Origin of the sequence: Mycobacterium riyadhense, assembly GCF_963853645.1 — a bacterium.
Taxonomy (GTDB): Bacteria; Actinomycetota; Actinomycetes; order Mycobacteriales; family Mycobacteriaceae; genus Mycobacterium; species Mycobacterium riyadhense.
This window is the reverse complement of the sequence record NZ_OY970456.1, coordinates 2851417-2863904: the sequence shown is the minus strand read 5'-3', so window position 1 is coordinate 2863904 and position 12488 is coordinate 2851417. Positions and strand designations below refer to the sequence as shown.

Below are 12488 nucleotides of genomic sequence, written 5' to 3'. Positions count from 1 at the left end.
TCCGAACGGAGAACAGCACAGGTTTGACATGACAGCAGCACATCCAAATGTAGGCGAGGACGATCGGTTGACGATTCGATGGCTGCTGGATGAACCGCTGATGTCGGGCGCTCGGGTGGTGGCCGGTGCCGACCAACTCGATCGCGAGTTGACCTGGATGCTGCCACTCACCGAAGTGCCCCCTCGGCCGGATCGACTCGACGCCATCGCGTTGTACGCCCGTCCCGAAACCCTGCTCGCCGACAGCACCATGCTGACCGATATGGCCAGCCGAGGCGCCACCCTGCTGCTGGTCGACGGTTCGATCCCAGCAGACTTGCCACGCACCGGGCTGCCCTCTGGACTGGTGATCATCGAGATGGGCTTGGCCGCGGGTTTTGCGGCCCTCAACCGCCTGCTCGCGGAACGCGCCTTGAGCCAGGAATTGCAAGCCATGCGCTACTCGACCCACGTACACGATTCGCTGGCCGGACTCTTCCACCGCGGCGCAGGCCTTCAGGTGCTCATCCGTGAGGTGGCCAACCTGTCCGGAAACCCCGCGATGGCGCTCAACGCCCACAACCAGGTCGTCGCCCACCACGGACTTGCCGCCGACGCGGTCACCGTGTTGTCCGACTCGGTGAGCCGCATCCTGGCAACCGGTGTGCCCGCGGCCCGACGTTCGAGCGTGTGTGAAACTCGCGTCGACCCAGTGGCCGGGCCGCACTGCAGCGTGTGGACGTGCATTGCCAGCGCCATCCAGCACGGCAAGGTATTCCACGGCTGGGTGGTGGTCCTCGTTCCGTTCGCCACCTTGAGCGCTCAAGATCACTTCCGTCACCGCATCGTGACCGAGCAGGCGACCGCGATCATTGGCTCGGAGATGCTGCACCAGCACCGCCTCGATGAGGCCGAAGAGCGCGCCCGCGGCGAGTTCATCCAGGCCCTGGTCCACGGCAGCTTCTCCAGCGAGCAAGAGCTGCGAGCACGTGCCGACCACCACGAGATCGACATCGACTCGCCGTTCGCGGTTTTCGTCGCCCACGGCGCGCTGCCACACCCGGTGGACAATCCGGCAGCCGGCATGGTCCGGTTGGCCCGATACGCCGCCGGTATCTCCCCGGACTGCTCGGCACGAACCGATGCGACCGTCGTCGGCGACGTCTTGGTGGTGGTCCGTGCTCTGCGCAATGGTGACGATCCGGCGCTGGGGCGCCAAATGGCCGATTTCGCACGGGAAATGTACGCCGCACTCGAACGGCGGTGCCGCACCACGGTGGCTGTCGCCTACGGGCGGGCTGCCCGCAACGCCACCAAGGTCTCAGACAGCTACCGCGAGGCCCGCATCGCGTTGGGCATCGCGCGCCGGCTTGGCCGCAGCTGCGCCATTTCCTACCAGGATCTGCGTAGCTTCACCGTGCTGAGCGAGATCGCCGACACCGAGAGCAGCCGGCAACTGGTTCAGGAGGTTATCGAGCCGCTCCGGTCGCCCACGAACCTGCTGGAGACACTGACGAACTATCTGAACCACGGCTGCAACGTCAATGCCACAGCACGTGCACTCGACGTCCATCGCAATACCACGCTGGCCAAACTCGACCGAATCTCCCGCACGATCGGTCTTGACGTCCGCGAACCGGAGAACCAATTCACTCTCGGGCTTGCCATCCGGCTTAGCCTGCTGGCCGGGGTGGAAGTGACCGCCGACCGAGAAGCCGGATTCCGCTGATCTCACTCCAGATACCGTGCCGCTAAAGCCTTTTGGTACGTACCACGGCGCAACGACTCGCGACGCGGTTATGTGCACCGTGACGTGGGAAGTGTTGAGCATGGCCACATTACGTCGAGCATCCGGGGCACCCGCGGAAGTTATTCGTGCATACGATCTGGGCGCGGCGCGCAGATTCAAGAAGCGCAAATTCCCATTCACCGACGGAACACCGCACGAGGTCATCGAGACCGGGCCAAGCATCGCAGCCCGATTGGCGGCGCTGACCTCGCGAATGACGATCAGGCCAATCCTGGCTGTGGGTAGCCATGCCCCCAACCTGCCATGGCCCTTGAGCCTGATCGACTCCGCATGCCGCATCCTGCCGCAGACACCGGGGACCATACGAAGCACAGTCAATTTGCCCCACGCCACCGCGGAGTTGGTCCGGGCCCCCGGAGTGCTACCGGTCGACGGCAATCGTCGTATCGTGCTTTACCTGCATGGCGGCGCGTTCCTGATGTGTGGCACGAACTCGCACAGCAAGACCGTCACCGCGCTATCAACATTCGCCGATTCACCCGTCCTGGTCGTCAAGTATCGACTGCTCCCCAAACACTCGATCGGGATGGCACTCGATGACTGTCATGATGCCTATCGATGGTTGCGGGCGGGCGGGTTTGAGCCGGATCAGATTGTCCTGGCAGGCGATTCCGCCGGTGGTTACCTCGCTCTGGCACTCGCTCAACGACTGCAGAAGCAGGACGAGAAACCCGCGGCGCTAGTAGCGATCTCCCCGTTACTGCAGCTGGGCCCGAGGCACGCGCAGTCCCAATCCAGCATCAGGGCGGACGCAATGTTTACTGCCAAGGCATTCGTGGCGCTCACTGACGTGGCCGCCCGCGCCGCGGCCAATCGCACCGCCAGTGGCAAGCCCGAAGAGCTTTATGAGCCGTTGGACCATATCGAACCCGGTCTGCCACCAACGCTAATTCACGTCTCCGGTTCCGAAGTCCTGCTGCACGACGCGCAGCTGGCCGCGGGCAAGCTGGCCGCGGCCGGTGTGCCCGTGGAGATCCGGGTCTGGCCCGGTCAGCTTCACGCTTTTCAGGTCGCCGCGCCGATGGTGCCCGAAGCGACCCGCTCGTTGCGGCAAATCGGGGAATACATTCGCGAGGCCACTGACTAAACGCCCTCGTGGCAAACAGATCTGGATTTTGCGCGCTCAGACCTCGCGGTTGGTCGGCGCACGAAAAGTTCTGGCGCCGTGGAGGACAGTGCGGATCGAACGCTCTAGGGAGTTATCGGCGATGAAGAGCAACTCGTCGCCGGCGTGGAGCACGTCGTCGGGCTGAGGAACTATCACGTCGTCACCTCGAAGCACCGTGACCAGGGCGCTGTTCGGCGGTAGATCCATCTCGCCGACTTGCTGTCCTACGAGTGGATTGTCTTCGGGCAGAGTCAGTTTCGTCAGCGCTGCACTGCCTTCACGGAGCCCCATCAATCGCACCAAGTGGCCTACGTCAATGGCGCCCTCGATACCGGCAACCATGGCGCCTGGCGTCGAGACTGCCACGTCAATGCCCCACGCCTGGGTGAACAGCCACTCGTTGCGGAGGTCGTTGATTCTAGCGACCACCCTGGGCACCCCGAACTCCGTCTTGGCCAGCAAGCCCACCACGAGATTGGCCTTGTCATCCCCGGTCGCGGCGATCACGACGTCGCACGTCTCGATGCCCGCCTCGTGCATCGATGTCAGTTCGCAAGCGTCGGCATTCAGCCAGTCCGCCTCGGCAACCGTGTGTGGTTCGAAGTTGGGCCGTTGTCGTTCGATCAACAAGATCTTGTGGCCGCTATCGAGCAACTCACGCGCGACTGACCGGCCGACGTTACCGGCACCGGCAATCGCGATTCGCATCTTTCTCGTCGCCACACATTCATCTTGTCGTATGCACTTTCGCAGCGGGCACGGCGTGCATACACAGAGCGCCTTGCGGGCCTGGTACTGATTAACTGGCAGCACGCCGACGTCGGCGCATCCGAACGGGAACGAAATGAGCTTGCAGCAGCTGTATCTGGCTTTGTTGATCGGTGGCCTGGTGCTGCTGGCCAGCATTGTCGGTACTCGGCTGGCTACTGGGATCGGGTTTCCCAGCCTGCTTCTGTTCTTACTGATCGGCGTCGTGGTCGGCGAAGACGGCCTCGGCCTGCAGTTCGACGACGTGCACCTGGCCAGGAACCTGGGGACGGCAGCGCTGGCCGTGATCCTCGTCGAAGGCGGTCTGACCACCCGCTTCGCCGACATCCGGAAGTTACTGGCGCCCGCGGCCGTACTGGCCACCATCGGCGTGATGATCAGCACCGTGGTAACTGCTGTCGGCGCACACTTGCTGCTTCGCGTTGACTGGCAGATCGCGTTGTTGTTGGGAGCCATCGTTTCCTCCACCGACGCGGCAGCCGTGTTCTCGGTGCTACGCGTGCTGCCGTTGCCCCGCCGTGTTGCCGGATTGCTCGAGGCTGAGTCCGGCTTCAACGACGCCCCCGCGGTGATCCTGGTTCTGATGTTCAGCACGGTGCCGTTCTTGTTCGAGCCCGAAGGCGCAATCACCGATATGGTCTCCGAACTCCTTGGCGGCTCCGCAATCGGATTGGCCATTGGATACCTCGGTGCCGTCGGGCTGCGACGGATCGCGCTACCCGCTTCCGGCCTGTACCCGATCGCGACCTTCGGGTTGGGAATTGTCGCGTTCGCAGCGGCCGGCGAATCCCACGCCAGCGGGTTTATCGCCGCTTACCTGGCCGCGGTGGTCCTGGCCAACTCGGGATTACCGCACAGATCGGCGACGCGGTCGTTTGCCGAAGGACTTGGCTGGCTGGCGCAGATCGGATTATTCGTGCTGCTTGGACTGCTGGTTGACCCGAGTGATCTGGGTGCCGACGTGGTCGCCGCCGTCGTCGTTGGACTCCTCTTGCTGCTGGTCGCCCGGCCGCTGTCGGTCGTGGTCTCCCTTGCCTGGTTCCGTGTTCCGTGGCGCCACCAGGTCTTTCTCTCGTGGGCGGGGCTACGGGGTGCGGTCCCCATCGTGTTGGCGACGTTTCCGATTGTTGCCGGAGTACCCAACAGCTATCGCCTGCTCAACATCGTGTTCATGCTGGTAGTCGTATTCACGCTGGTGCAGGGCCCCAGCCTGCGCCCGATCGCTCGCAGGCTGGGCCTGATCTCTGGTGAATCCACCCGCGAGATTCAGGTGGAAGCCGCGCCCTTGGACATGCTCGACGCGGAGTTGTTGACCATGACGGTGCAGCCGACTTCCCGGCTGCACAACGTCACCATCCTGGAACTCCGCCTCCCCGACCCCGCTGTGATAACGCTGATCATCCGAGACGGCCACACCTTCGTCCCAACACCCGACACGCGCATCGAGATCGGCGACGAACTGCTGATTGTTACCACCAGCAAGACCCGGGCAGCGGCCGAATCCCGGCTTCGGGCAGTGAGTCGGCGGGGCAAACTCGCGTATTGGTTCGACGAGTACGGCGAACTGCTCTAACCGACGCGGATCATGTACACGCCCGGTATACGCGTGTGCTCTAACCTGGTTCGGTGGCAAACGAGCGAGTACCCGGTGGCGTGGTGCACAAGCTGCCCGCAGACCTGCGCGAAGCCCTGATCGCGAACTCCACGGCGCTTGCTGCTTGGAATGACATAACGCCCTTGGCGCGCAACGAGTTCATCTGCTGGGTCGACGATGCAAAGCAGGCCGCGACCCGATCGCGCCGCATTCGCCGGACCCAGGAGGAACTGGAAGAAGGCAAGCGCCGCCCCTGCTGCTGGCCGGGGTGCAAGCACCGCGAGCGCACCGGCAATTGACAACGAACAGATAACAAACGTTGCCACATGCGTCGCACGCGACACTAAAGTGCTGTTCGTGCGCGTAAACGTGTTAACCAAGGGCCGGGCCCGGTGGTTGGCACTCGTGGCCTCGATCCTCGTCTCCGCCGCAATGCTGTACGCCCAACGCACAGAGCCACCGCGCCACGTTGAGATCGCCGCAGCGACCCCGACGCGCCCCGCAGCCGTGCCGGCCGGCGCCCCGCGCACCGCCAGTCCCGCGGAGACGGAATTGTTGGCGGGCAGCGCGCCTCTCGCTGCCCAGGGATTTCAGTTCGCGTTGCCTACTGGCCGCGCGCCCGAAGAGGGCTTGCAGGTCAAGACCATCTGGGCCGCCCGTGCCATTAGCCTGCTGTTTCCCCAGGTCACCCGGATCTTCGGGTTCCGGCAGGACCCCTTGCCGTGGCATCCCAACGGGTTGGCGATCGACGTCATGATCCCGAACCATGACAGCCCCGAGGGTATCGAGCTCGGCAACCAAATCGCAGGATATGCGTTGGCGAATGCCCAACGATGGGGCGTGCTGCATGTGATCTGGCGGCAAAAGATTTACCCAGGCATCGGCTCAGGGAGTTGGACGGCGGACTACGGCAACGAAACCGCCAACCATTACGACCACGTTCATATCGCCACCGACGGCGGCGGATACCCAAATGGGCGCGAAACCTACTTCATCGGATCTATGAGCCCGGCGCCGCCTGGGTGACCGATTCCTCGAGTCGACGTGTCGTACTCATCCTGGGTAGCTCGACGCCAAGCCTCACGAGCCTCTCGCAGTGAGTCCTCAAGCGGCCGAGTGGTTTCCAATCGGTGCGCGGTGTCCCAACCGGTGTGTCGAGCAGCTAGCGCAGTGGCGATTTCCGGCGTCGCATCGGAATTGCCCGGCTGTCTCGTTTTGATCCGGTCGGCGGCCGCGTCACCCGCCACGGTGCACATGAGCTCGACGAGCGCCGAATGTGTTTCCGTCGCAAGGCGATGCGCCAGCGCGCGAAGGCGGGGATCACGCCAGGTGCCGTCCAGAATTACCGATTGCCCATTTGGCAAACACAGGCTTGCTCGCCTCACGGTCTCCTCGTAGACGGCGGTGACGTTTTCCCGGCTGTAAAGTCCTGCGTCCAACACGCCGGGATCACCTGCGATGTCGCCCCGCTCCCGTAGCTCCCGGCGCACGTCGTCCGTTGAGATAACCCGGGCCCCAACTTGTTCAGCAAGTGCGCGCGCCAAGGTTGATTTCCCGGTGCCGGGATTTCCTCCGATTAGCGCCAACCGGACGGCGCCGTCTTCCAGGTGCTGCGTTGCGATGGCAACGTGCCGAGACGCGTTCGCAGCCGCCTCCGATTTGCCCTGTGCCAGCCGGACGCAGTCAACCTTCGCCCGTACTACCGCGCGATAGGCGATATAGAAGTCCCGCAGCGACATTGGCGACGAATCATCGGAATGCGCGAGGTAGCGATCGAGGAAGTAATCACCGAGGTCTTGGCGGCCTAAGAACTCGAGGTCCATCGCGAGGAACGCGGCGTCGTCGATGTGGTCGATGTAGCGAAGTTCGTCGTCGAACTCTAGGCAATCGAGCATGGCCAGCTCACCATCGACCCAGAAAATGTCGTCGGCGAGCAGATCGCCGTGGCCGTCGACGATGCATCCGTCCGCGATCCGCCGGGTGAACAATGCCGCACGTCCGGAAATGAAGTCGGTGGCGAGATGCTCAATCCGCGCGATCGACTCTTCGGAAAAGGCGTCTCCCGCATAGCGATAAAGTTCATGCAGGTTTTCGCTCCAGCGTTGGTTAACCGCCTCAGGCGTGCCTTTGGCATCGATTCGCTGACCGCGTTCGGCATGCTCGTGGAAGCGGGCCAGGACCGCGGCGATGGTGTCCAGCACGCCCCGAACCGACTCGTCGGCGCCGCCGGCCTCGCTGCGTGTGACCAAGGCCGCCAACCGGTCGCTATCGCGATACCGCCGCATCACGACAAGCGGTTCGGGGGAACCTCCAGCGGGGTCGTCGAGATGGGCGACCCCAAGATAACTGCCCGGAGACAGGCGGCTGTTCAACTCGACTTCGCGTAAGCACGCGGCCTCGCGTTGCTCCGCCGAACGGAAATCAAGAAAGTCGGTCAATACCGGCTTCTTGGCCTTGTATGCTCGCTCGCCGAACAACACCACCACACCGGTGTGGGTTTCGTGAACATCGACATACGGCGTCGATGCCCCGGCGATCGTGGAGGTGGGGATCGCATCATCCATTGCGTTACTTCGATTCGGTCGTATGCTCGGAAACCGGCGAGCCATCAATTCCCACCATAACGGGAGCCTGCTCGGGACGAGCGAGATGAAGCACCGCCGGAAATTCCTCGGTACGCGGATTTCGTTATCGTGCTGGGTATTTCGTGAAATCGTAGGTTGGGCGTGCCACGATCACCGGCGTACGGACCGAGTGCACTACGGTATTGCTGACCGAACCCAGCAGCATGCCGGTCAAGCCGCCTCGACCGTGACTGCCCACGACGACAAGCTGAGCGGACTCCGACTCTTCGGTCAGAGCTCGGCCGGGGTGATCAAGAACGACAACTCGCTGCACCTTGACATCGGGATAGCGCTCTTGCCAGCCCGCCAGAAATTCGGCAAGACTTCGCTCCGCTTCCGACTTCCAGTCCAGCCACGGGAGCTGGTACGCCGCAATGTCACTCCACGCGTGCAGAACCGTGAGCTCGACACCGCGACGCGACGCTTCGTCGAATGCGACAGCAAGAGCAAGCTCAGACGCCGGCGAACAATCGATGCCTACCAACACCGGAGCACGATTGGAACGCGGCATCCACGAAGCTTCGTCGCGAATAACCGCGACCGGGCACCTCGCGCTGTGCACCACACCCGAACTAACGGACCCCAACAGCACTCGCCCGACCGCGCCACGCCCATTGCAGCCGACCACGATCAGCTCGGCCTCGTCGGACATATCGACGAGCGTCGACACGGGGGGTGAACACTTCAGTTCGCTTGCTATTGCGATCGTTCGGTCTCGCAGCACAGCGTCTTCGGCGATCTTGACGGATTGCTCAAGTACCCGCCGGCCGTCGTCTTCCTGCCAAAGCGCAATACCATTCGGCATCGGTACTTGTGGATAGGTTGGCACGAATGCTCTGAACATGTGGACCAAGGTCAGCCGGACATTGCGCAGCGCCGCTTCATGCGCTGCCCAAAAGACGGCGGCGTCCGATGGGGCCGATCCATCGACTCCGACGACGATGCCATGACGATTCACAGTTGTGGACATATTGTTCTCCTTCAGTGCGTCACCGAAAACGGTAGTGCCCGAACAGCCGTGGGTCATGGGCCATTAGTCCTCAACCACAGCAGCTCCAGTGCAAAACCGTGGGCCGGACGGATCACAAAGCGGCTAACTAACTTTGGTCCCTAATACGCAGGACCTTCGGCCGACGCTTTATCTAGCCTGCGGCAATAGCATCGTCCGCATGAAATACCCTAACGATGACGGAGTGACGGTCCTGCCAGTGCATGAATGCTGGGACCTGCTGGCAGGTAGGACGCTGGGACGGCTGGTGACGAGCGTTGACGGACGCCCCGAGATCTTCCCAGTAAATTACGCCGTTCAGCGCCGAACGATTTTGTTCCGCACCGCACAGGGAACCAAGTTGGTCAGCGCCGCGATCAACAATCACGTGGTGTTCGAGGTCGACGATCACAATGTCGCCGAGGGCTGGAGCGTGATCGTGAAGGGCACCGCACGCTCGGTTCGTACTAATGAGGAGATCGAGAACGCCGAGCGTGCCCAGGTACTGTCGTGGACTGGCTCCGAGAAGTCGCACTATGTGCGAGTGATCCCCGAAATGGTCACGGGCCGGCGGTTCCAATTCGGCCCAATGCCTGCCGAGATGTCCATTCGCGCGTGATTGAAGCCTGGCGACGGCTTCCGTCGTGCGTCGTGCCATGCCGAAGTCCTTTGCCCAAAGGCCTTTTGTCACAGGGCTTCCGATGCCCAATGGCCCTAGGTCGACAGCATCAACCGCCGCTATTTTCGGACCAGCCCCACCGTTGCAGGAGGAAACGATGACGACACCGACGCTGGCACGTGCGCCAGAACTTTCACACGAACAACAGACGCGAGCGCGGATTCGCGACGCGGCGATCCAGCAATTCGGCCGGCACGGATTCGACACCGACTTGTCAGCCGTGGCCGAGGCCGCTGGCGCGGATGTCGCGTTGCTGATCCATGAATTCGGATCCAGGGAGGGTCTGCGCAAGGCGTGCGACGAATACATCGTAGAGTCGATCCGCTCAGCGAAAACGGAAGCCTTGCAATCGATGTCGCCGGCAACGTGGTTTGCGCAGTTGGCTCAGATTGAGTCCTACGCACCAATGATGAACTACCTCGTGCGCAGCATGTTGTCTGGCGGCGATCTAGGACCAATACCGTTCAGTTAAGGTTACATGGGTGTAGTTTATGACCTATGCCTCGTGCGGGTTGGCGGAAGCCTGAGTCGGATCGCCGGTTGTCAGATTTGGTGTCGGTGGGGGTGCTGACGCGGGTGTTTCCCGCGACGGTGGTGGATGAGGTGATCGAGCAGGCCGGTCGCACTCAGCAGCGGCATCGGTCGTTGCCTGCGCGGGTGATGGCGTATTTCGCGATCGCGATGGGCCTGTATTCAGAGGGTTCGTATGAGGATGTGTTGGCCCAGCTCACTGATGGTTTGGCGTGGGCGTCGGGGTGGCGTGAAGAGTATCGACTGCCGGGTAAGTCGGCGATCTTTCAGGCTCGTGAGCGGCTGGGATCGGCCCCGTTGGCCAGCTTGTTTTCCCGGGTAGCCCGCCCGTTAGCCGGACCGCAAACCCCAGGGGCTTGGCTGGCCGAGCGGCGGCTGGTGGCCATCGACGGCAGCTGTCTGGATGTGGCCGACACCCCAGCCAACGACGAGTACTTCAGTCGTCCGGGGGCCGGCGGCAGGGGTGAGAAGGCCGCATTTCCGCAGGCCCGGATCCTGGGGCTGGCCGAGTGTGCCACGCATGCGGTCTTCGCCGCAACGATCGGTGGTTACCGTGACTCGGAGGCCAAACTCGCCGAAAAGCTGCTGGATGCTCTCACGCCGGACATGCTGCTGCTGGCTGATCGCGGGTTCTTCTCGTATGCCTTGTGGCGCAAAGCCCTTGCGACCGGAGCCGACCTGTTGTGGCGAGTACGCACCGACGCCTACGCGCCACAACCGGTGCATGTGCAGGATCTTGCTGACGGCTCGTGGCTAGCGCATCTGCAGTCCAGCGCTGACCGTCGCAGCGAGCCGATGCTGGCACGAGTCATCGACTACACCATCGACGACGGACGCGAAAACTCCACCAGCTACCGGCTATTCACCACGCTGACCGATCCCGAACAGGCCCCCGCCGTCGAGTTGGCCGCCGCCTACGCCCAGCGCTGGGAGATTGAGAACACCTTCGACGAACTCAAAACCCATCAACGCGGACCCCAGGTGGTGCTGCGCTCGAAGTCCCCTGATCTTGTCCTACAAGAGATTTGGGGACATCTGTGCTGTCACTACGCCATTCGTACCCTGATGGCCCAGGCCGCCGAACACGCCGGCGAGGACCCCGACCGGGTCAGTTTCACCGCCGCGCTGCGCATCACCCGCCAATCCGTCGCCCAACAGGGCGCATTTCCCCCCTGAGGACCCCCAAGCCGCCGATCAGCACTGGTGGGCCTTCCTGCGCCGCCTGCTCGACCGACTCAACCCCGCCAGGCGCCGACGATCCGCACCACGGGTGATCAAACGCAAAATGTCCAAATGGCACGTCAAACGCGCAACTCACGCTCACTGGCCCCAACCCCAACGCCCACCAGACGTCACGACTCTCCGCCTTAACTGAACGGTATTGGATCTAGGACGCGCCTTGATGGCTCAGATGATCGATAACGCCGAAGGCTATCTCGAGGATGCGGTACGCACTGGCACTATCAAGCCCAGCCGCGATCCGAAGGCACGCGCCGCGTTTCTCGCGATGACCGGCGGCGGTGGATTCCTGCTCTACTTGCACATGCACGACAATCCAACCGATATGGCTGCGGTTTTGCGCGACTACGCCAAGGACATGATCCTGCCGGCCCTCGAGATCTACACTCACGGGCTGCTGACCGACACCACGATGTACGACTCATTCGTCGCAAGGGAACAGGCACCGGAAGCCCAGCCGGTGGACTAACGAATATCGAGAACCTCTGAGGTTCAACCGAATTGGCGGGCTCGCGTCAATCAGCAGGAACCACGCGAATGTCGGTGCGGGCGAAGTCGTCGCCTTTGCAGAGGAGCGGCTGGCCGCTGACCTTGGCGAGGGCGTAGGAAAAGCAATCGCCATAGTTCAGGCCGGCACGATGCCGCCCCTTGCCATACGTGCGGTAGGCAACACGTGCAACCTCGGCTTGGCCGGGATCGACGCTGACAAGATCGACTGCGGCGCGATGGAGCCACAGGTCTAACTCCCGTCCCCCGGGTTCACCGAAGCGTGTTTCGATCACGATGGCCGTCTCCAGGTAGGACGCTGTCGACATCAGCCGAACATGATCTGCTTCCACGGCTGTCTCAAACCGTCCGGCCTCGGGCTCATCGTTGAGCATCGCGACCAGCGCAGATGTGTCGATCACCATCAGCCGGGCAACCCTTGGTCGTCGTAGCCGAGCATCTCATCCGCTGTTCGAGTATCGAGCACTGGCAAGGCCGCGCATCGGCGGCGGATCGCCGCCAGCTCTTCGCCCAGCGGAATGGACCTAGTGCGCCCGGTCTGGCGGGCGAGTCGTTCCCGCAGCGCAACCACGACTGCTTCTGTCAAAGTCTCGCCAGTGCGAGCTGCCAATTCCCTGGCTAACCGGTCGGCCTCGGGATCTTTGATGCTCAACGCCACAAT

The 12488-nt window shown here is 62.7% G+C and carries 12 protein-coding genes and 2 pseudogenes; 9 read left to right on the top strand and 5 right to left on the bottom strand.

Features of this window, described 5'->3' with window-relative positions:
* The first annotated feature begins 28 nt into the window (after positions 1 to 28).
* The gene (locus tag AADZ78_RS12885) at positions 29 to 1708 is read left to right on the top strand and encodes a helix-turn-helix domain-containing protein (protein WP_085251323.1); all 1680 of its coding nucleotides are present in this window, start codon (positions 29 to 31) and stop codon (positions 1706 to 1708) included.
* 100 nt (positions 1709 to 1808) lie between these two features.
* Positions 1809 to 2876, top strand: coding sequence for an alpha/beta hydrolase (locus AADZ78_RS12880; RefSeq protein WP_085251331.1), 1068 nt, complete (start codon positions 1809 to 1811; stop codon positions 2874 to 2876).
* Between the two features lie 36 nt (positions 2877 to 2912).
* Here the strand turns inward: AADZ78_RS12880 and AADZ78_RS12875 are convergent, their stop codons facing one another.
* Complete coding sequence (locus AADZ78_RS12875; RefSeq protein WP_085251324.1) at positions 2913 to 3605, bottom strand: potassium channel family protein; 693 nt, start codon at positions 3603 to 3605, stop codon at positions 2913 to 2915.
* Between the two features lie 136 nt (positions 3606 to 3741).
* On the opposite strand from AADZ78_RS12875, the gene AADZ78_RS12870 reads away from it, so the two are divergent.
* From AADZ78_RS12870 to AADZ78_RS12860, 3 genes are read left to right on the top strand one after another with little or no spacing between them, the layout of a single operon-like run.
* Entirely contained in the window at positions 3742 to 5238 is a 1497-nt protein-coding gene (locus AADZ78_RS12870; protein WP_085251325.1) for a potassium/proton antiporter, read from the top strand.
* Between the two features lie 53 nt (positions 5239 to 5291).
* A complete protein-coding gene (locus AADZ78_RS12865) occupies positions 5292 to 5558 on the top strand; it encodes a YdeI/OmpD-associated family protein (RefSeq protein WP_085251326.1) in 267 nt (88 codons plus the stop codon).
* A gap of 49 nt (positions 5559 to 5607) precedes the next feature.
* The gene (locus AADZ78_RS12860) at positions 5608 to 6285 is read left to right on the top strand and encodes a glycoside hydrolase (protein WP_169726342.1); all 678 of its coding nucleotides are present in this window, start codon (positions 5608 to 5610) and stop codon (positions 6283 to 6285) included.
* Here the strand turns inward: AADZ78_RS12860 and AADZ78_RS12855 are convergent.
* Entirely contained in the window at positions 6246 to 7823 is a 1578-nt protein-coding gene (locus AADZ78_RS12855) for an AAA family ATPase (protein ID WP_085251327.1), read from the bottom strand. The two genes, AADZ78_RS12860 and AADZ78_RS12855, sit on opposite strands and share 40 nt — an antisense overlap.
* Positions 7824 to 7947: 124 nt before the next feature.
* On the bottom strand, positions 7948 to 8853 hold the full coding sequence (locus tag AADZ78_RS12850) for a universal stress protein (protein WP_085251333.1): 906 nt from the start codon (positions 8851 to 8853) through the stop codon (positions 7948 to 7950).
* A 199-nt stretch (positions 8854 to 9052) separates the two neighbouring features.
* Between AADZ78_RS12850 and AADZ78_RS12845 the strand changes: the two genes are divergently transcribed.
* The 4 genes and pseudogenes from AADZ78_RS12845 to AADZ78_RS12830 all read left to right on the top strand — a co-directional run.
* Entirely contained in the window at positions 9053 to 9490 is a 438-nt protein-coding gene (locus tag AADZ78_RS12845; RefSeq protein ID WP_085251328.1) for a pyridoxamine 5'-phosphate oxidase family protein, read from the top strand.
* Between the two features lie 157 nt (positions 9491 to 9647).
* Positions 9648 to 10001: pseudogene (locus AADZ78_RS12840) on the top strand (TetR family transcriptional regulator); the annotation flags it as partial.
* A gap of 47 nt (positions 10002 to 10048) precedes the next feature.
* Complete coding sequence (locus AADZ78_RS12835; protein WP_204080107.1) at positions 10049 to 11257, top strand: IS4 family transposase; 1209 nt, start codon at positions 10049 to 10051, stop codon at positions 11255 to 11257.
* Positions 11258 to 11465: 208 nt separating this feature from the next.
* Positions 11466 to 11789: pseudogene (locus tag AADZ78_RS12830) on the top strand (TetR/AcrR family transcriptional regulator); the annotation flags it as partial.
* Between the two features lie 46 nt (positions 11790 to 11835).
* On the opposite strand, the gene AADZ78_RS12825 reads toward AADZ78_RS12830, so the two are convergent.
* Both AADZ78_RS12825 and AADZ78_RS12820 read right to left on the bottom strand, forming a co-directional pair.
* Positions 11836 to 12231 carry a type II toxin-antitoxin system VapC family toxin gene (locus tag AADZ78_RS12825; protein ID WP_085250804.1) on the bottom strand — a complete coding sequence of 132 codons (396 nt, stop codon included), beginning with the start codon at positions 12229 to 12231 and terminating at the stop codon, positions 11836 to 11838.
* Complete coding sequence (locus tag AADZ78_RS12820) at positions 12231 to 12485, bottom strand: type II toxin-antitoxin system VapB family antitoxin (RefSeq protein WP_085250803.1); 255 nt, start codon at positions 12483 to 12485, stop codon at positions 12231 to 12233. The genes AADZ78_RS12825 and AADZ78_RS12820 overlap by 1 nt, the downstream gene beginning before the upstream one ends.
* Between the last annotated feature and the right edge of the window lie 3 nt (positions 12486 to 12488).

Excerpts from the sequence above, each read along its gene's own strand:
- AADZ78_RS12885 (WP_085251323.1), top strand. The coding sequence starts at position 29 with ATGACAGCAGCACATCCAAATGTAGGCGAGGACGATCGGTTGACGATT.
- AADZ78_RS12880 (WP_085251331.1), top strand. The coding sequence starts at position 1,809 with ATGGCCACATTACGTCGAGCATCCGGGGCACCCGCGGAAGTTATTCGT.
- AADZ78_RS12875 (WP_085251324.1), bottom strand. The coding sequence starts at position 3,605 with ATGCGAATCGCGATTGCCGGTGCCGGTAACGTCGGCCGGTCAGTCGCG.
- AADZ78_RS12870 (WP_085251325.1), top strand. The coding sequence starts at position 3,742 with ATGAGCTTGCAGCAGCTGTATCTGGCTTTGTTGATCGGTGGCCTGGTG.
- AADZ78_RS12855 (WP_085251327.1), bottom strand. The coding sequence starts at position 7,823 with ATGGATGATGCGATCCCCACCTCCACGATCGCCGGGGCATCGACGCCG.
- AADZ78_RS12850 (WP_085251333.1), bottom strand. The coding sequence starts at position 8,853 with ATGTCCACAACTGTGAATCGTCATGGCATCGTCGTCGGAGTCGATGGA.
- AADZ78_RS12845 (WP_085251328.1), top strand. The coding sequence starts at position 9,053 with ATGAAATACCCTAACGATGACGGAGTGACGGTCCTGCCAGTGCATGAA.
- AADZ78_RS12835 (WP_204080107.1), top strand. The coding sequence starts at position 10,049 with ATGCCTCGTGCGGGTTGGCGGAAGCCTGAGTCGGATCGCCGGTTGTCA.
- AADZ78_RS12825 (WP_085250804.1), bottom strand. The coding sequence starts at position 12,231 with ATGGTGATCGACACATCTGCGCTGGTCGCGATGCTCAACGATGAGCCC.